Genomic DNA, 16,547 nt, shown 5'->3' on the forward strand with positions numbered 1-16,547 from the left:
CGTTCCGCAAGGAGCGGGCTTTTTCAGTTCTGTCGAAGGCCGGCCCTCAAGCGCGGAGATGATCACGCAGCGTGTCGGCGATCATGACCTCAAGGCTGCTGGCCTTGATACCGAGAAGCACCTCGGCGTCGGAAGAATCCACCAGCAAGGGGTTCTCGAAAAGATAGCTCATCTCGATGAGCTCATGCATACCCAATGCTTCCATCTCGGCAATCGAATAAGAACGGATTTCCGAGACCTCCTGTCGAAGCATCGCAGCGGTTTTCTGGATGAGCTCCCGGGGTGAGGCGTATTGCGAGGGGACGTGAAACGCCCGTCCCCATTCGCCCGTGTAGCGGGAAGCCGCGACCAGCGTCCTGGCGACGTCCTTGGTGAAGGCCCAGGCATGCGTCGCATCGAGGTTTCCAATGAAAGCGGTAGGCTTCCCTTCGATGATGGAGGGCAGGGCGACCAGCGAGAAGTAGCTGATCGCGCCGTGGCCGAGATAGTCGCTGGACCGCACTTCGATTGCCGGCACGTCGGCACGGGCGGCTCGCTGCCACATGATCGTCCTGGCCGTTCCCTTCTTCGAAGTAGGATCCAGGGACAGGTCGGAACGAAGCGGGCTATCGGCATTTTCCCCATAGCCATAGAGGTTGCCCAACACGATGAGTTTCGCGCCGACCGCTTCGGCCGCGCGCACGGTGCCGTCGATGATGGGGAAAAAATCGGTTGGCCACCTGTGATAGGTGGCCATGGCGCACATGAAGATGGCATCGGCGCCTTGGCAGACACGCGCGAGTTCCGACGCATCGGTAGCATCGGCCTGCATGGGCCGCACGTTCCGCAATGCGTTCGAGCCGACACTTCGGCTGGTGAGAACGACATCATGTCCTTCCTCGCCAAGAAGGCGGGCGGTTTCGCGACCGACCGGGCCCGCTCCGACAACAACATAGAAACTCATGGTGTAACCTTCTCGTCCAAGTTTGATGGAGAGGCGTGAGTACAGGTCGACGGCATTGAAAATCGCGCGGGAATTGCCAAATCTCGGACAGGTTTTGCCATGAATCGAGAGAGAGCATGCGGTCGCAATACGCTCCGGCTCAAGCCGTGCCCGACGTAACAATGGCCTCCCGGCATATCGAAGCCGGAGTCTACCGCCTGTCCCGGGCGCCACACCATCGCATCATGGTGCATGCCAGCGCGGCGACACGCTCCTACTGCGATCAGGTTGGGCGATATTTCGTCAGGCGCGCCGGGGATATCGACCTGGTGCCAGCCGGCCAGGAGGGCGGCTTCGAGGCCGAAACCCCGTTCGACACGATCGAGATTGCGTTGCAGCCAGCGCTGATGGAAAGGGTGGTGGCGGAGCTTGGCGGCAAGGGGCAAGCATTGCGGCTCGACACGCGCCACCTGCTTCGCGACCAGCGCATCGCACATCTCGCCTGGGCGCTCGAGAGCGAACTGAATGCAGATTCGCCAAGCGGCCCTTTGTTTGCCGACAGCATTGGCGCCGCACTGGCGGTGAGGCTGCTCGGCCTTGGTGAACCTGATATCGGTCGAACGAACCGGTTGTCGGATACCCAGCTCAAACGCGTGCTGGAGCACATCGAGGCGTCTCTTCACGAGCCGCTTTCGATTCATCGACTAAGCCGCGTTGCCGGCGCGAGCAGCTCCCATTTGCGGACATGGTTCAAAGTGGCGACGGGCGTCACCTTGCACCGCTATGTGTTACGGCGTCGCGTTGAACGCGCACGCGTTCTGCTGCAGCGAGGCGACCTCAGCACAAGCGAAGTAGCTGAAATGACGGGCTTCGCGCACCAGTCACACTTGGCGCATTGGATGCGCCGCGAGATCGGTCAAACGCCGCGCGATTTGCGACGGACGCCGCCCAAATGACGCTGTCGGTTGATCGGGTTGGCGACGCGATCCAACGCCTCAATCCTTCAATGGCTTGCCGAGCCTGCCGGCCAGATCCTGGGTGAATTGCCAGGCGACGCGGCCTGAGCGGCTGCCGCGTGTGGTGGCCCATTCCAGCGCTTCGGCGCGCAACTGCTCGGGGTCGATGTCGAGGCCATGATGGCTGGCATAGCCGTTGACCATGTCGAGATATTCGTCCTGCGAGCATTTATGGAAGCCGAGCCACAGCCCGAAACGGTCGGATAGCGAGACCTTTTCCTCGACCGCTTCCGATGGGTTGATGGCGGTCGAGCGCTCATTGTCGATCATGTCGCGCGGCAACAGGTGGCGGCGGTTCGAGGTCGCGTAGAAGATGACGTTGGCCGGACGGCCCTCGACGCCGCCTTCGAGTGCTGCCTTGAGCGACTTGTAGGACGTATCGTCATGGTCAAAGGACAGATCGTCGCAAAACAGGATGACGCGGAAGGGGGCCGCCTTCAGCAGGCCCATCAGCTTCGGCAGCGTGTCGATGTCCTCGCGGTGGATTTCTATCAGCTTGAGTGGCAGGCCGGGCTTCGCCTTGGCATTGATCCGCGCGTGTACGGCTTTGACCAGCGACGATTTGCCCATGCCGCGGGCACCCCACAACAGGACGTTGTTGGCGGCGAAACCGGCGGCGAAGCGCTCAGTGTTGTCGACGAGGATGTCGCGGACGCGGTCGACACCGCGGATCAGGCCGATATCCACGCGGTTGACCTTGCGCACCGGCTCCAGATATCCGGGATCGGCCTGCCAGACGAAGCAGTCGGCCACGTTGAGGTCGGTTTCAGGCGCCGGCGGCGGCGCGAGGCGGCTGACCGCCTCGATCAGGCGGTCGAGTTTCTGGTTCAGGGCGTCGATGCTGGTATCGGTCATGTCGGGTCTTTTTTGCTTCGGTTTTTGCGGTGGCAGGTAGGTCCGGTTCGATTCCGGCGGTTTCGAAACCGGTTGCAACCATTTGTTCGAGCGTGATCTTTTCCGAAAACCGGCTCGCGGTTTTCGCGATCCTGCTCTAACACGGCTAAACAGGCCGGAAAAGCAGCCGATTTGCCCGGCCGCGCAGTTGCATTGACAACTTTACCGACTATATTCCGGCCAAATTTCTAGGGGCCGCCAAATCCCGCTTGATCGTTTGGTGGCTGTTTTTCAAAATTCAGGAGTACCTCGATGTTCGTGACACCGGCATACGCCCAAGGCATCGGCGGCGCCTCTCCCGATATGTTCATCAGCATTTTGCCGTTTGTCCTGATTTTCGTGATCATGTATTTTCTGATCATCCGCCCGCAACGCACGCAGCTGAAGAAGCGCGGCGAGATGCTGGCGGCGGTTCGTCGCGGCGACACTGTCGTCACCGGCGGCGGCTTTGTCGGCAAGGTGACGAAAGTGATCGACGACAACGAGCTGGAGATCGATCTTGGCGGCGGCACCAAGGTGACGGCGCTGCGCTCGACGATCGCCGATGTGCGAGTCAAGGGCGAACCGGTCGCCAACCAGAACGCCAAGAAATAACCAGATTCAAGGCGGAGCGATCCGCGGACACGCTCTGACGGACGACGCCCTATGCTTTATTTCTCGCGCTTCAAGATGATCCTGATCTGGCTGGCCGTGGCCGCCACAGTGATCCTCGCCGCGCCCAACCTGTTCCCCGCCAGCACGCTGGCTCAGCTGCCCAGTTGGGTGCCGAAGCGGCAGATGACGCTCGGCCTCGATCTGCAGGGCGGTTCGCACATCCTGCTGGAGATGAACCAGAACGATCTGATCAAGGATCGGTTGGAGACGACGCGCGACGAAATCCGCACACTGCTGCGCGATGCCAAGATCGGCTATACCGGTCTTGCCGGCACCGGCAAGACCCTGCAGGTCCGCATCACCGATCCCGCCCAGCTCGATGCCGCCAAGAAGGCATTGAAGACTTTGACCGATCCTGTCGCCGCCGGCTTGTTCACCGGCGGTTCCATCCAGGAAATGGCGCTGGATGATTCCGAGCCGGGCCTGCTCAAGTTCACCGTCACCGACGCCGGCATCAAATACCGCACGTCGACCGCGTTGGCACAATCGATCGAGGTGGTCGAGCGCCGCGTCAACGAACTCGGCACGACCGAGCCTATCGTGCAGCGGCAAGGCGAGGACCGCATCCTCGTCCAGGTGCCTGGCCTGCAGGATCCGCAGCGGCTGAAGGAAATTCTCGGCCAGACCGCGAAGCTGACCTTCCAGATGGTCGACCAGTCGATGCCGGTGCAGGACGCGCTCAAGGGGCGCCCGCCAGCCGGTTCGTCGGTGCTCTATTCCCAGGACGATCCGCCGGTTCCATACCTGATCGAGAACCGCGTTATCGTGTCGGGTGAAAACCTCGTCGACGCACAGGCGACGTACAATTCGCAGAACAACGAGCCGGTGGTTTCGTTCCGCTTCGATTCCAAGGGTGCCGCCCGCTTCGGCCAGGCCACCGCGCAGAACGTCGGCAAGCTGTTCGCCATCATCCTCGACAACCAGGTGATTTCGGCGCCGCAGATCCGTGAACCGATCCTTGGCGGCACCGGCCAGATTTCCGGCAATTTCACAGCCCAAAGCGCCAACGACCTCGCCGTGCTGCTGCGCGCCGGCGCGCTGCCCGCGACATTGACGGTCATCGAGGAGCGTACCGTGGGTCCGGGCCTGGGCCAGGATTCGATCCATGCGGGCAAGGTCGCGGGCATCATCGGTTCGATCCTCGTCGTGGCATTCATGTTCGTCGCCTACGGTTTCCTCGGCTTCCTCGCCAATATCGCGCTGGCGGTGCACGTGGCGATGATCGTCGGGCTGCTGTCGCTGCTCGGCGCGACGCTGACCTTGCCCGGTATTGCCGGTATCGTGCTGACCATCGGCATGGCGGTCGATTCCAACGTGCTGATCTACGAGCGTATCCGCGAGGAGCGACGCGCCGGTCGCTCGGTGATCCAGGCGATCGACACCGGCTTCTCGAAGGCGCTGGCGACCATCGTCGATTCCAATGTCACCTCGCTGATTGCGACAGTGGTGCTGTTCTATCTCGGTACCGGACCCGTGAAGGGCTTTGCCATCACCTATGCCATCGGCATCCTGACCACGGTCTTCACCGCTTTCACCTTCACCCGCCTGCTGGTGTCGATCTGGCTGCGCCGCGCACGTCCGAAGGAACTGCCGCGCGCACCGGTGACTTTCGTTCCGCCCGGCACGAAAATTCCGTTCATGGGTATCCGCCGGTGGACGTTCGCGCTGTCCAGCACATTGTCGATATTGTCCGTCGTGTTGTTCATGAGCGTCGGCATCAATTACGGCATCGACTTCAAGGGCGGTTCCCTGATCGAGGTGCAGTCGAAGAGCGGCGATGCCAATATTGGTGACATCCGCAGCCGATTGACGGAACTGAACATCGGCGAAGTGCAAGTGCAGCAGTTCGGTGCACTCAACGACGTGTTGATCCGCGTCGGCACGCAGGATGCCGGTGAAAATGCCGAGCAGACCGTGATCGACAAGGTGCGCGGCGAGCTGCAGGATCAGTATAATTTCCGTCGCGTCGAAGTGGTGGGCCCGACGGTTTCCGGCGAGTTGGCCAAGCAAGGCACGATCGCCATGATCGTCGCGCTGGCCGGCATCCTGATCTATGTCTGGTTCCGCTTCGAATGGCAGTTCGCGGTCGGCGCCATCGTCGCGACGGTGCACGATGTGGTCATGACGCTCGGTTTCTTCGTCATCACCGGGCTCGAGTTCAACCAGTCGTCACTGGCGGCGATCCTGACCATTATCGGTTATTCGCTGAACGACACGATCGTGGTCTATGACCGCGTCCGCGAGGATCTGCGAAAATACAAGCGAATGCCGTTGCCACAGCTGTTGAACAACGCCATCAACGAGACGTTGTCGAGAACGACGCTGACGTCCGTCACGACCAGCTTGGCGCTGCTGGCGCTGGTGCTGTTCGGCGGCGAAGTGATCCGCTCCTTCACGCTGGCGATGCTGTTCGGCGTCGTGTTCGGCACGTATTCGTCGATCTTCATCGCGGCGCCGTTGCTCATCCTGTTCAAGCTGCGGCCGCAGGCTTCGGCCGACGAGGAAAAGCCGGTCAGCGGCGGCAAGGCCGTCGCGACCTGACGCGCGGCCCCGAGGGGTGATAGAGTGATGGCCGGCAAAGGCATCATTATCCGCGAGGCGCATTTCCCCGGCCGCGCGCCAATCGAGGCCTATGGCAATGGCGGCTTCCGCTTTGCCGACATGTCGCATCGCGGCTCTCTCATGTGCCTGCCCACAGGCATCCATGGTTGGGAGCCGGCAAATCCCCAAGCGCTGACCGTGGCGGATTTCGACAGGCTGCTCGCCGAGGCCGACAAGGTCGAGATCCTGCTGGTTGGCATGGGTCGGGATCTCAGGCCGTTGCCGGCGGCACTGCGGGCCGCGCTGAAGGATGCCGGCATAGCGTCCGACCCGATGTCGACTGGGGCAGCAGTGCGGACCTACAATGTCCTTCTGGCTGAAAACCGCGCCGTGGCAGCCGCGCTCATCGCTGTCGATTGATATGTCGCAGAATACTGAAATCGTCATGGATGCGGTGCGCGTCGCCGACCATGATCGGTATCTCACCGCGCTCTACGCGCCGGCCGACAAGCGCAAGGCGCTGTTTTCGCTGTACGCATTCAATGCCGAGATATCAGGCATTCGTGACCGCATCCATGAGCCTTTGCCCGGGGAGGTCCGGCTGCAATGGTGGCGCGATGTCATCGCCGCCGGCGGTGAGGCGGGCGCGGGCCATCCCGTTGCCGAAGCCTTGAACACCACCATTGCGGCGTTCAAGCTGCCGAAACTGGCCTTTGAGAACATGCTCGAAGCACGCATCTTCGATCTCTACGACGATCCGATGCCATCGCGCACCGATCTGGAAGGCTATTGCGGCGAGACGGCAGCCGCGCTGATCCAGCTTGCGGCAATGGTGCTCGATCCTGTCGAGGCGCCAAGGTTCGCCGAACTGGCCGGCAGGGGGGGCTGCGCGCAGGCAATGACGGGCCTTTTGCTTCTGTTGCCGCTGCACCGCGGGCGCGGGCAGTGTTTTGTCCCGGCTGACATCCTGGCGGCGGCGGGCTCGTCGCCGGAAGAGTTTATTGCCGGCGATGGCGGTTCTGGTGCCCAGCGCGCCGTGGCCGCGATGATCTCGCTGGCGCGCGAGCATCTTTCCGCCTTCGAACGGGGGGCTGCCGCGCTGCCGGGGTCGTTGCGTCCGGCATTCCTGCCGCTGGCGCTGTCACGCGCTTATCTCGACAAGATGGAAGGCTCGCGCCGGGCCCCGCTCGGGGGCGTGGCACGGCTGTCGGCGTTGCGCCGGCACTGGCTGTTGCTGCGCCATGCGGGCAAGGGCTGGCCGACACATTGACGTAAACGTCAATCGTGTTAAGAAGTCCGCCTGCCGAGAACTGCCGCCTAAGAAGACAGGCTGGCCCGGAGGAGATCCCGTTCATGAGCTTGCCCGTGCTGGTCGTGATCGTCGTTCTGGGCATCGCGCTGTCGGTTACCGCCGTGCATTTCACCGGCGGCAGCAAGATGGTCACTCTGACCGGCGCGGATCAAGCCATGGGCCGTTTCGCAGAGGACTTTCCCGACGAGACTGCGACCGCGGTTCGACTAACCGCGGACGGCCGGTCCGCTTTTCTCGATCTTGGCCATGGCCGCACGGGCATCGTCCACGGTATCGGCGACTGCTTTCTGACCCGCGTCGTGACGCCTCGGGACGTCGTTGTGTCCAATGCCGACGAGACGGACACGATCCACCTGCGGCTGACGGACTTCACCTGGAAGGGCGGCCGCTTCCGCTTCGCCAATGCCGTCGACGTGCAGGCCTTGCTGAACGCTCTTGGGCCGCGAGGCACGAGTTCCGGGAAGGAGGCAGCGTGATGGACAGCTACGAGTTTCCGCAGGTCACCCAACTGGCCATTCCGTTTTTCGTCGCCGCGATCCTGATCGAGCTCTGGCTGGTGCGGACCGGTCGCGCCAAGGGCTCGTTCGAGACCCGCGACACGCTGACCAGCCTGATGATGGGCACCGGCAACGTCGTCGCCGGGCTGCTGCTCGGCGTCGTGTCCTACTGGGCGCTGTTGTGGCTATGGCAGTTCCGGGTCTTCAATCTCGGCCTGTCGGTTTGGGTGTTCCTGGCGGCCTTCCTTCTCGATGATCTGCGCTACTACGTCTACCACCGCATCGCGCACCGGGTGCGCTGGGTGTGGGCGGAGCACGTCAATCATCATTCCAGCCAGCACTACAATTTGTCGACGGCGCTCAGGCAAAGCTGGACCGGCCTGTTCACCTTCATGTTCGTGCTGCAGGCGCCGCTGGTGCTGCTCGGCTTCCATCCGGCGGTGATTGCCTTCACCTTCGGTTTCAACCTGGTCTGGCAGTTCTGGATCCACACCGAGACGATCGGCAAGATGTGGAACTGGTTCGAGTTCATTTTCAACACGCCGTCACACCACCGCGTCCACCACGCCACCAACCCGCGCTATCTCGACGCCAACTATGCGGGCACGCTGATCATATGGGACCGCATGTTCGGCACCTTCGTCGAGGAGTTGGAAGAGGACCGGCCGCGCTACGGCATCGTGAAAAATCTCGGCACTTTCAATCCGCTGAAAGTGGCGTTCCACGAATGGATCGGCATGTTCAGGGATGCCTTCGCGCCGGGGCTTTCGCTCAGCGACCGCATCAACTACCTGATCAAGCCGCCGGGCTGGAGCCATGACGGCTCACGCGAGACTTCGGAGACGCTGAAGGCTGCTTATGTCAGGCGAAATCCTGCGGAGGCGGGCAAGCCAGGCTTGCCGTTAGCGACCGCCGAGCCGGCCGAGTAGCTGTCCGATCAAGAGGGCTTGTCGCTATCGCGCATCAGCGCTTCGTAGTCGCGGCCGCCGTAGAAGATGTTGACGATGTGAACGACATCGCTTTCGACCACGTAGGCTATAACAGCGGAGTGTTCGAAAGGAACCGTCCTCAGTCCCGGCGCGATGTCATCACGCGGGCGACCGCCACGAGGGACGTTTCCAACGCCCAGGCAGCGTTCCTTGATCCGGTCAACGAAACCGTTGGTGATGCTTTCGCTTCCGCTGCTCTCAAGCACATAGGCGGCGATAGCCTCAAGGTCGGATATAGCTCCTCCGCTAAGAACGACGGCGAGACGCTGAATCATCATTGTCTCGCGCCAGTTGCGAAATGCGGTTCTTTACTCTGTCGATTGCCTCATTGAGCGGAACGGCGGGTCTCGTATCCTCGATCGACGCCTTCACACGCGCCCTGATCGAGGCCATGCGCTCGGCGTGTTCCTCTTCTTCGCGTTGGAAAGCGCGAAGAGCTGCGCGGATAACCTCGCTGGCCGAGCCGAACGAACCGTCCTCGACTCTTTCGCGGATCATGCGTGCCATCGCGGGTGTGACGGTGACGGATAGTTTCTCGGCTGCTTCCATGGAACGGCTCCGCTCGGCGTAAAGTAGGATAGTATCCTACTTTACGCCGAGCGTCCATCAGGCCGCGAGCTTATTCGGCAGCCTCAGCCGTCTGCGCCGGCACACCCAGCCATTCACGGCAGTCTTGCAGGGCACGCGAGGTGATGGCGTGGCGCTTGGCGACGGTCTTGTCCTTGCCGCGCATGCGCTTGCCCTCGCTCTTCGGCGCCTCGACCGGCGGGAACAGGCCGAAATTGACGTTCATCGGCTGGAAAGAGCGTTTGCCCGGCTCGTCGTCGGAAACGATGTGGCCACCGGTGATGTGGTTGAGCAGCGCGCCGAAGGCGGTGGTAAGCGGCGGTAGCGATGGTGCATGGCCGAGCCGCTCGGCTGCGGCGAAGCGCCCGGCGAGCAGGCCGATGGCGGCGCTCTCGACATAGCCTTCGCAGCCGGTGATCTGGCCGGCGAAGCGCAGGCCGGGTCGCGACTTCAGCTGCAGCGAGGCGTCCAGCAAGGTCGGCGAGTTGATGTAGGTGTTGCGGTGCAGGCCGCCAAGGCGGGCGAAGTCGGCGTTTTCGAGGCCCGGAATGGTGCGGAACACGCGCACCTGTTCGGCGTGCTTCAGCTTGGTCTGAAAGCCGACCATGTTGTAGAGCGTGCCCAGCGCATTGTCCTGCCGCAACTGGACGACCGCATAGGCCTTCACTGTCGGATTGTGCGCATTGGTGAGGCCCATCGGCTTCATCGGTCCGTAGCGCAGCGTCTCGACGCCGCGTTCGGCCATGATCTCGATCGGCAGGCACCCGTCGAAATAGGGCGTGCCTTCCCATTGCTTGAACTCGGTCTTCTGGCCGTCGACCAGCGCCTGCACGAAGGCGAGGTACTGATCCTTGTCCATGGGACAGTTGATATAATCCTTGCCGGTGCCGCCAGGCCCGACCTTGTCGTAGCGCGACTGGAACCAGCAGGTATCCATGTCGATCGTGTCGAAATGGATGATCGGCGCGATGGCATCGAAGAAAGCGAGCGCATCGGCGCCGGTCGCTTCGGCGATCGACTGGGCAAGCGACGGCGCGGTCAGCGGCCCGGTGGCGATGATCGTCTGGTCCCACTCCGCCGGCGGCAGGCCGGGAACTTCCTCGCGCTCGATGGTGATCAGCGGATGTGCCTCGAGCTTTTTCGTCACCGCGTCGGAAAAACCATCGCGGTCGACGGCCAGCGCGCCGCCTGCCGGCACCTGGTTGGCGTCGCCGGCGCTCATGATCAGCGAGCCGGCCAGCCGCATTTCGGCATGCAGCAGGCCGACGGCGTTGTTTTCGGCGTCGTCGGAGCGGAAGGAATTGGAACAGACGAGTTCGGCCAGGCCATCGGTCTTGTGGGCATCGGTGCCGCGAACCGGGCGCATTTCATGCAGGATGACGGGAACACCGGCCTCGGCCGCCTGCCATGCCGCTTCGGAACCGGCGAGGCCGCCGCCGATGATATGGATTGGATTTTTGCTCATGGCCGCCGGAATAATCGCTTGCCGCGGCGATTGCAATTGTCGCGTGGCGGTAACGCGAAACGCCTGGTCGGGAACACCTGCCCCTGAATACAACAACACCCGCCGGGGGAGGAGGTCCGGCGGGTGTCGTTTTGGGGGTCGACCCTCGGGAGGAGGTGAAGGCCGACCGTATTCGTCATCGCCGGGGAGGAGATCGGCTCAGACGAAATTCTCTTCGCATTTTTAGAGAGGGCGAAACCTCTGGGGCAAAATTCGTTTGTCCCGGGGAAACAGCGCCCGCCGCGGGAGGAGGTGCGGCGGGCGCCGTTTGGGTGGCCAACCTTCGGGAGGAGGTGAAGGTTGGGCCTATTCGTCATCGCCGGGGAGGAGGTCGGCTCAGACGAAATTCTCTTCGCATTTTTACAGAGGGCGAAACCTCTGGGGCAAAATCCTTTTCCCCCGGGGAAACAACGCCCGCCGCGGGAGGAGGTGCGGCGGGCGCCGTTTTGATGGTCAACCCTTGGGAGGAGGTAAGGGCGGACCGAATTCGCTTGGGTCGGGGAGGAGGTCGACCCCAGCGAAATTCCTTGGTTACATCGCCTGGCGGGCGATGATCTTGATTTCGTCGCGGACGATGCCGAGATCATGCAGCTGGCGGTTCGAAAGGCGACCCAGCTCGGTAACCGTCTCGCGATAAACGCGCCAGTTACGATAGTTGCGGATCAAGTTCATTGTCGTTCTCTTTTTCAAAACTGGTTCGGACCATTCGCGGCCCGAAGGATTAGACCGCCTTGCGAGCGACGTAAGGGATGTCGCTGCGGCTGATGCCGAGGTCGGTCAGTTCACGGTTGCTCAGGCGGCTCAGCTCGGAGACGGTGTCCCGGTAGCGGCGCCAGTTGCGGTAGTTGCGGATCAGGTTCATGGTAGTTCTCGTTTCGTCTTTCTTGCGGATCATTCCGTTTGTGTACGAACCATAAGTAGGGGGACCCATATCGATTTAAAAGCGCTATGGCTGCATGGCAGCAATGCAAATTGTGCAATGCAACATTAACGCGGCTTCACCGACCCGACACAAAGAAGCCAGAATCAGAAAGTGCCGCGACGTCAACGGTTTGGGGCTGATCGGCTGAAAAAAGACCAACTGGGGGAGAAGGGGAATGGCGGGCTATTCATCACGATTAAGGTCCGATATCGCGCGGTGGCGGCAGGCAGGCCTGATCGACGCCGCCACAGCCGATTCCCTGGTCCGTGACGTCGACGCCAACGCCCGCCAGTCGCTCAGCTTCGGCTCGATCCTCGCGATGATGGCGGCCCTGCTCTTTGGAGCGGCCATCCTGATCTTCGTCGCCGCCAATTGGGAAGCGATCCCGCGGCTGGCGCGGGTGGCCGCGCTGTTCGCCGTTATCCTTGGCGGCTATGTCGGCGGGGCGGTGCTGAAGACGCGCGACCATGCGGCGATCGGCGAAGCCCTGTGGATCGTGGCGGCGGCCGCGTTCGGCGCTTCGATCGCGCTGATCGGGCAGATGTACCATTTGTCCGGCGACGAGGCTTCCGCCCTGGTCACCTGGGGCGCCGGCACGGCATTGGCGGCGGTTGCGCTGCGCTCCAACGCGCTGACCGTGGCAGCGATCGGCATCGCCGACGCCTGGCTGTTCCTGAAAGGGTTCGACTATTACAGCCGTAGCGAGTTTCCACACGCCTTCGTCGTCATGGCGGTGGTGCTGTTTGCTGTTTCGTTCTGGACCCGCAGCCAGCCGGCGCGGCATCTGATCATCCTGTCGCTGCTTTTCTATCTGGTGCTCCTGGCCATGGATCACGCGACGCTGCCGGTAGCGATCCCTCTGGTCATCGTCTCTGTCGCGCTTTTTGCTGCTGCCGCCCTTGCGCCGGAACCGGTCGACAGGATCGTGCAACTCGGCGGTCGTTTGCCCCTGCACGCGCTGCTTGGCTTCCTCACCGGCCTGGCCATCATCCAGTTCGAACTGGCTGGCGAGAGCACCTACAACAGCGGTTTCGCCATCGCTTCGGTCGTCGCATTGGCGGGGATCGTCGCGGCAGTCGTGTTCGCAGGCCGTGAGAGCCGTGGCCTGCGCTGGCTGGCCTATCTCGGCTTCGCCTTCGAACTCGCCATCATTTATGTCGTGACGCTTCAGTCGATGCTCGACACCGCCGGCTTCTTCCTTGCCGCCGCGCTGCTGCTGGGCGTGCTTGCGATCGTCATCATCCGCGTGGAAAAACGCATGAAGGGTCCGGCCATTGGGGGAGCCACGGCATGATGACCGGGAAGAGGCTTGTCATCTCGGCGCTGGTGCTGGCGCTCGTCCAACTCGGTTTTCTCAGTTGGATCATCGCCAGCCGGGCGGCGATCCTGCGTAATGGCAAGGAAGTGCTGCTGAAGATCCAACCAGTCGATCCGCGCGACTTGCTGCGCGGCGACTATATCGTCGTCGGCTATGACATCTCGCGCATACCGGTTAAAATGATCGCCAACATTGCGTCCGACAAACAGTCCAGCGACGACACCTCGATCGTGGTCCGGCTGAAGAAGGGCGCCGACGGCTACTGGACGCCGACCGCCGCTTGGTTCGGCACGGCGCCGACGCCGGCCGCAACGGACGAAGCCGACATTTCGGGCCATGTCGCCGCAGGTTGGGATCTTCGCGGCGAAGGCATGACGATCGCGCCGGATTACGGCATCGAGCGCTTCTATCTGCCCGAAGGCGAGGGGATGGCGATACAGAGCGACATGCGGGTGCGCCCGTTCGGGATCAAGCTGGCGCTCGCCGCCGACGGCACGGCGCAGATCAAGGCGCTGATGGATGGCGACAAGACGCTTTTCGAGGAGCCGCTCTATTAGGTCGTGGGACGCGCGATAACGACGCCGGTCCTCTTCGCCAGGTCTCGCAGGACGCTCCTTCGTCTAGCGAGCGTCGGGTGGCCTGCCACCCGAAGCTCGGAGAGCGAAGGGTGGTGCGGGTAGAGGGACTCGAACCCCCACGATCTCTCGCCAGAACCTAAATCTGGTGCGTCTACCAGTTCCGCCATACCCGCGTGGCCCGGCAATCCCATGTAGCCATCATTCTGTCAATGTCGGAGACAAGATGTCGGCTCAGGGCCGGAATGTTGGTTATTCGCCTAAACGCGAAGACTGTTGAAAATTAGGCTCGCCTGTGACAAAAGGCGTGTCAAATGTGACGGAACGCGACGATCCGCTTCTACAAGATGTGATAAGAAGTAGGAAAAACAAGAACTTATTCACATTTTGGAACGCAGTTTGGGAGAGTTTGAGCCGTATTTCCGGTCAAATCGCCAGGTTCCGTACCAAAAGCCATTCCCGGCAAGAATTACCGGCAGGCTGTGAACGGCAGGGAGCCGTTTGGCAGCCTCATTGGTGAAAACAAAGGTTTTACGATGCAGGTCACCGAAACTCTCAATTCCGGTCTCAAGCGCGAGATCAAGATCACCGTGCCGGCCGGTGATATGGAAGCCAAGCTGATGGCGCGGCTGTCGGACGCCCGCAACAAGGTCCGCATCAACGGCTTCCGTCCGGGCAAGGTGCCGGTGCAGCACCTGCGCAAGGTCTATGGCAAGTCGTTCATGGCCGAAGTGGTCAACGAGATCCTCAACGACTCGACCCGCTCGATCATCACCGGGCGGGGCGAAAAGGCCGCCATGCAGCCCGAGGTCATCATGACCGAGGACGAGAAGGAAGCCGAGAAGATTCTGGCCGGCGGCGCCGACTTCGAGTTCCGCCTCAACTATGAGGTCATTCCGGCGATCGAGATCAAGGATTTCTCCGACATCAAGGTGACGCGCCAGGTGTTCGACGTTCCGGATTCGGAAATCGACGACCAGGTCAAGCGCGTCGCCGAATCGGCGCGCAGCTACGAGCCGAAGACCGGCAAGGCCGCCGAAGGCGACCGCGTCACGATCGACTATGTCGGCAAGATCGACGGCGAGGCTTTCGCTGGCGGCGCCGGCAACGACCAGCCGCTGGTGCTGGGCTCCAAGGAGTTCATTCCGGGCTTCGAGGATCAACTGATCGGCGCCAAGGCCGGTGACGAGAAGCAGATCACCGTGACCTTCCCGGAAAACTACCAGGCGGCGCATCTGGCCGGCAAGGAAGCGACCTTCGAGGTCACCGTCAAGGAAGTGTCGAAGCCCGGCGAGCTCGAAATCAACGACGAGACCGCCAAGAACCTTGGCCTGGAATCGCTCGAGCGCCTGCGTGACATCGTGCGCGGCCAGATCGAGAACCAGTTCGGTTCGATGACGCGCCAGAAGGTCAAGCGCCAGCTGCTCGACCAGCTCGATGCGGCCTATTCCTTCGAAGCGCCGTCGAAGCTCGTCGAAGCCGAGTTCAACAACATCTGGGCGCAGGTCAACCGCGACCTGGAAGCCGCCGGCCGCACCTTCGCCGACGAAGAGACGACCGAGGAAGAAGCGCGCGCCGAATACATGCGCCTTGCCGAGCGCCGCGTGCGCCTTGGCCTGGTGCTGGCCGAGATCGGCGAGAAGGCCGGCGTCACGGTTTCGGACGAGGAACTGCAGCGCGGCCTGTTCGAGCAGGTTCGCCGCTTCCCGGCCAACCAGCAGCAGGAAGCCTTCGAGTTCTATCGCAGCAATCCCGAGGCGCTCAACGCGCTCAGGGCGCCGATGTTCGAGGAGAAGGTTGTCGACCACCTGCTCGAACAGATCTCGGTCACCGACGTCAAGGTCAGCAAGGAAGAGCTGATGGCCGACGACGAGGAAGACGAGACCAAGGCCAAGGCGAAGCCGGCCAAGAAAGCCGCGTCGAAGAAGGCCGAAGCCAAGGCAAGCGATGCCGCTGACGAGACGGAAGAGCCGAAGAAAAAGGCCGCGCCGAAAAAGAAGGCCGCCAAGGACGCCGAATAGGCCGCTCATTGCAGCGAATTCCGAAAGGCCGCCTCCGGGCGGCCTTTTTTCGTTGCCAAACTGCAACATCGGATTCGTTCCTGATGGGCACCGGTGGCGATACGAAGCCTTGATCATTATCTGGTTGATTGGAAGGCCAGAGGTAATTGGTGATGTCGTTGGGGGTGTTCGTGGGAACGAGGCGCGCTGCCGCCACGGTGCTTTTCCTTGCCTTGGCCTGCGGCGCTGCCGGGGCCGGTACGGACAATTGGCGTTTTGACACGGCCAATGACGGCCTCGTCACGGCGTCGGTCTATGCCACCAACAAACTGATCACCGGAGGCGGCGCGCTGAGCTACAGCCCGGTGCTGACCATCGCTTGCCGGGCTGACGGCGAGCCGGCCTGGACCGAATGGCTGCAATTGAACGACGCGGTCTCCGCAAGCCGGAAAATCACCATGTCGGTGACCATCGACGGCGCCGGCAAATTCGACGAGAGCTGGTCCGTCGGCACGCGCGGCAGGCAGCTGATGCGCGACGGCGCCGATGGCATCAAGCGCCTCGTTCCGGCAAACCGCCTGCTGCTGTCATGGCGCTTCGGATTGTTGTCGGGGCGTGGCCAAGCCGATTTCGACCTCGCCGGCTTCGACGAGGCGGTCAGCCAGATTGCCGGCAGCTGCAAGACCGATCGGCCTTGATTTTAGAAGAGTGGCGATCTTTTGGGCTGTCGCCACTGGAAGATTGATCCGCGAGTGCGCGGCATCAGCATCGTTCTTTCCACAATTGAATGATTTCAAATTCCGGCCAGGATAATCGCCAGCGCCGTGGCGTTGCCG

The 16,547-nt window shown here is 62.1% G+C and carries 18 protein-coding genes and 1 tRNA gene; 11 read left to right on the top strand and 8 right to left on the bottom strand.

Annotated elements, in window-relative coordinates; translation table 11 throughout:
* Nucleotides 1–46: 46 nt before the first annotated feature.
* Entirely contained in the window at nucleotides 47–943 is an 897-nt protein-coding gene (locus FJ950_RS07065; RefSeq protein ID WP_140616503.1) for an NAD-dependent epimerase/dehydratase family protein, read from the bottom strand.
* A 116-nt stretch (nucleotides 944–1,059) separates the two neighbouring features.
* Between FJ950_RS07065 and FJ950_RS07070 the strand changes: the two genes are divergently transcribed.
* Nucleotides 1,060–1,878: an AraC family transcriptional regulator gene (locus FJ950_RS07070; RefSeq protein WP_140616087.1), complete on the top strand. Its 819-nt coding sequence runs from the start codon at nucleotides 1,060–1,062 to the stop codon at nucleotides 1,876–1,878.
* Between the two features lie 39 nt (nucleotides 1,879–1,917).
* Here FJ950_RS07070 and FJ950_RS07075 read toward each other — a convergent pair whose 3' ends face one another.
* Complete coding sequence (locus FJ950_RS07075; RefSeq protein ID WP_015317542.1) at nucleotides 1,918–2,793, bottom strand: ATP-binding protein; 876 nt, start codon at nucleotides 2,791–2,793, stop codon at nucleotides 1,918–1,920.
* 291 nt (nucleotides 2,794–3,084) lie between these two features.
* Between FJ950_RS07075 and yajC the strand changes: the two genes are divergently transcribed.
* The 6 genes from yajC (at nucleotide 3,085) to FJ950_RS07105 (ending at nucleotide 8,765) form a co-directional block, all read left to right on the top strand.
* Nucleotides 3,085–3,426 carry a preprotein translocase subunit YajC gene (gene yajC / locus FJ950_RS07080; protein WP_010909882.1) on the top strand — a complete coding sequence of 114 codons (342 nt, stop codon included), beginning with the start codon at nucleotides 3,085–3,087 and terminating at the stop codon, nucleotides 3,424–3,426.
* 51 nt (nucleotides 3,427–3,477) lie between these two features.
* Nucleotides 3,478–6,027 (top strand): protein translocase subunit SecDF, encoded by a 2,550-nt coding sequence (secDF, locus tag FJ950_RS07085; protein WP_140616089.1) that lies wholly within the window; start codon nucleotides 3,478–3,480, stop codon nucleotides 6,025–6,027.
* A 27-nt stretch (nucleotides 6,028–6,054) separates the two neighbouring features.
* Nucleotides 6,055–6,447, top strand: a complete 393-nt coding sequence (locus tag FJ950_RS07090) for an Mth938-like domain-containing protein (RefSeq protein WP_015317544.1) — start codon at nucleotides 6,055–6,057, stop codon at nucleotides 6,445–6,447.
* A 1-nt stretch (nucleotide 6,448) separates the two neighbouring features.
* Nucleotides 6,449–7,297, top strand: a complete 849-nt coding sequence (locus tag FJ950_RS07095) for a phytoene/squalene synthase family protein (RefSeq protein WP_181171122.1) — start codon at nucleotides 6,449–6,451, stop codon at nucleotides 7,295–7,297.
* A gap of 83 nt (nucleotides 7,298–7,380) precedes the next feature.
* Nucleotides 7,381–7,815, top strand: coding sequence for a hypothetical protein (locus tag FJ950_RS07100; RefSeq protein ID WP_140616091.1), 435 nt, complete (start codon nucleotides 7,381–7,383; stop codon nucleotides 7,813–7,815).
* Nucleotides 7,815–8,765: a sterol desaturase family protein gene (locus FJ950_RS07105; protein ID WP_181171101.1), complete on the top strand. Its 951-nt coding sequence runs from the start codon at nucleotides 7,815–7,817 to the stop codon at nucleotides 8,763–8,765. Before FJ950_RS07100 ends, FJ950_RS07105 begins: the two co-directional genes overlap by 1 nt.
* A gap of 8 nt (nucleotides 8,766–8,773) precedes the next feature.
* Here the strand turns inward: FJ950_RS07105 and FJ950_RS07110 are convergent, their stop codons facing one another.
* The 5 genes from FJ950_RS07110 to FJ950_RS07130 all read right to left on the bottom strand — a co-directional run bounded on the left by FJ950_RS07110 (nucleotide 8,774) and on the right by FJ950_RS07130 (nucleotide 11,758).
* Nucleotides 8,774–9,100 carry a type II toxin-antitoxin system RelE/ParE family toxin gene (locus FJ950_RS07110; RefSeq protein WP_140616095.1) on the bottom strand — a complete coding sequence of 109 codons (327 nt, stop codon included), beginning with the start codon at nucleotides 9,098–9,100 and terminating at the stop codon, nucleotides 8,774–8,776.
* Complete coding sequence (locus tag FJ950_RS07115; RefSeq protein WP_015317549.1) at nucleotides 9,072–9,374, bottom strand: type II toxin-antitoxin system ParD family antitoxin; 303 nt, start codon at nucleotides 9,372–9,374, stop codon at nucleotides 9,072–9,074. Before FJ950_RS07115 ends, FJ950_RS07110 begins: the two co-directional genes overlap by 29 nt.
* A gap of 70 nt (nucleotides 9,375–9,444) precedes the next feature.
* Nucleotides 9,445–10,857 carry a methylenetetrahydrofolate--tRNA-(uracil(54)-C(5))-methyltransferase (FADH(2)-oxidizing) TrmFO gene (gene trmFO, locus FJ950_RS07120; protein ID WP_041163435.1) on the bottom strand — a complete coding sequence of 471 codons (1,413 nt, stop codon included), beginning with the start codon at nucleotides 10,855–10,857 and terminating at the stop codon, nucleotides 9,445–9,447.
* 570 nt (nucleotides 10,858–11,427) lie between these two features.
* Complete coding sequence (locus tag FJ950_RS07125) at nucleotides 11,428–11,568, bottom strand: DUF1127 domain-containing protein (protein ID WP_015317551.1); 141 nt, start codon at nucleotides 11,566–11,568, stop codon at nucleotides 11,428–11,430.
* Between the two features lie 49 nt (nucleotides 11,569–11,617).
* A complete protein-coding gene (locus FJ950_RS07130; RefSeq protein ID WP_013531315.1) occupies nucleotides 11,618–11,758 on the bottom strand; it encodes a DUF1127 domain-containing protein in 141 nt (46 codons plus the stop codon).
* 235 nt (nucleotides 11,759–11,993) lie between these two features.
* On the opposite strand from FJ950_RS07130, the gene FJ950_RS07135 reads away from it, so the two are divergent.
* Nucleotides 11,994–13,112 carry a DUF2157 domain-containing protein gene (locus FJ950_RS07135; RefSeq protein WP_140616097.1) on the top strand — a complete coding sequence of 373 codons (1,119 nt, stop codon included), beginning with the start codon at nucleotides 11,994–11,996 and terminating at the stop codon, nucleotides 13,110–13,112.
* A complete protein-coding gene (locus FJ950_RS07140) occupies nucleotides 13,109–13,693 on the top strand; it encodes a GDYXXLXY domain-containing protein (RefSeq protein ID WP_140616099.1) in 585 nt (194 codons plus the stop codon). The genes FJ950_RS07135 and FJ950_RS07140 overlap by 4 nt, the downstream gene beginning before the upstream one ends.
* Before the next feature lie 111 nt (nucleotides 13,694–13,804).
* Here the strand turns inward: FJ950_RS07140 and FJ950_RS07145 are convergent.
* Nucleotides 13,805–13,887: transfer RNA gene (locus FJ950_RS07145), tRNA-Leu, on the bottom strand.
* A 360-nt stretch (nucleotides 13,888–14,247) separates the two neighbouring features.
* Here FJ950_RS07145 and tig point away from each other — a divergent pair.
* Together tig and FJ950_RS07155 are read left to right on the top strand one after the other, a co-directional pair.
* On the top strand, nucleotides 14,248–15,732 hold the full coding sequence (gene tig / locus FJ950_RS07150; protein WP_140616101.1) for a trigger factor: 1,485 nt from the start codon (nucleotides 14,248–14,250) through the stop codon (nucleotides 15,730–15,732).
* Between the two features lie 152 nt (nucleotides 15,733–15,884).
* Nucleotides 15,885–16,409, top strand: a complete 525-nt coding sequence (locus FJ950_RS07155; RefSeq protein WP_246681281.1) for a hypothetical protein — start codon at nucleotides 15,885–15,887, stop codon at nucleotides 16,407–16,409.
* Nucleotides 16,410–16,547: the final 138 nt, after the last annotated feature.

This window comes from Mesorhizobium sp. B2-3-14, assembly GCF_006442175.1.
Lineage (GTDB): Bacteria > Pseudomonadota > Alphaproteobacteria > Rhizobiales > Rhizobiaceae > Mesorhizobium > Mesorhizobium australicum.

Excerpts from the sequence above, each read along its gene's own strand:
- FJ950_RS07090 (WP_015317544.1), top strand. The coding sequence starts at position 6,055 with ATGGCCGGCAAAGGCATCATTATCCGCGAGGCGCATTTCCCCGGCCGC.
- FJ950_RS07110 (WP_140616095.1), bottom strand. The coding sequence starts at position 9,100 with ATGATTCAGCGTCTCGCCGTCGTTCTTAGCGGAGGAGCTATATCCGAC.
- FJ950_RS07075 (WP_015317542.1), bottom strand. The coding sequence starts at position 2,793 with ATGACCGATACCAGCATCGACGCCCTGAACCAGAAACTCGACCGCCTG.
- FJ950_RS07140 (WP_140616099.1), top strand. The coding sequence starts at position 13,109 with ATGATGACCGGGAAGAGGCTTGTCATCTCGGCGCTGGTGCTGGCGCTC.
- FJ950_RS07070 (WP_140616087.1), top strand. The coding sequence starts at position 1,060 with ATGCGGTCGCAATACGCTCCGGCTCAAGCCGTGCCCGACGTAACAATG.
- trmFO (WP_041163435.1), bottom strand. The coding sequence starts at position 10,857 with ATGAGCAAAAATCCAATCCATATCATCGGCGGCGGCCTCGCCGGTTCC.
- FJ950_RS07125 (WP_015317551.1), bottom strand. The coding sequence starts at position 11,568 with ATGAACTTGATCCGCAACTATCGTAACTGGCGCGTTTATCGCGAGACG.
- FJ950_RS07065 (WP_140616503.1), bottom strand. The coding sequence starts at position 943 with ATGAGTTTCTATGTTGTTGTCGGAGCGGGCCCGGTCGGTCGCGAAACC.
- FJ950_RS07130 (WP_013531315.1), bottom strand. The coding sequence starts at position 11,758 with ATGAACCTGATCCGCAACTACCGCAACTGGCGCCGCTACCGGGACACC.
- tig (WP_140616101.1), top strand. The coding sequence starts at position 14,248 with ATGCAGGTCACCGAAACTCTCAATTCCGGTCTCAAGCGCGAGATCAAG.
- yajC (WP_010909882.1), top strand. The coding sequence starts at position 3,085 with ATGTTCGTGACACCGGCATACGCCCAAGGCATCGGCGGCGCCTCTCCC.
- FJ950_RS07155 (WP_246681281.1), top strand. The coding sequence starts at position 15,885 with ATGTCGTTGGGGGTGTTCGTGGGAACGAGGCGCGCTGCCGCCACGGTG.
- FJ950_RS07105 (WP_181171101.1), top strand. The coding sequence starts at position 7,815 with ATGGACAGCTACGAGTTTCCGCAGGTCACCCAACTGGCCATTCCGTTT.
- FJ950_RS07135 (WP_140616097.1), top strand. The coding sequence starts at position 11,994 with ATGGCGGGCTATTCATCACGATTAAGGTCCGATATCGCGCGGTGGCGG.
- FJ950_RS07100 (WP_140616091.1), top strand. The coding sequence starts at position 7,381 with ATGAGCTTGCCCGTGCTGGTCGTGATCGTCGTTCTGGGCATCGCGCTG.
- secDF (WP_140616089.1), top strand. The coding sequence starts at position 3,478 with ATGCTTTATTTCTCGCGCTTCAAGATGATCCTGATCTGGCTGGCCGTG.
- FJ950_RS07095 (WP_181171122.1), top strand. The coding sequence starts at position 6,449 with ATGTCGCAGAATACTGAAATCGTCATGGATGCGGTGCGCGTCGCCGAC.
- FJ950_RS07115 (WP_015317549.1), bottom strand. The coding sequence starts at position 9,374 with ATGGAAGCAGCCGAGAAACTATCCGTCACCGTCACACCCGCGATGGCA.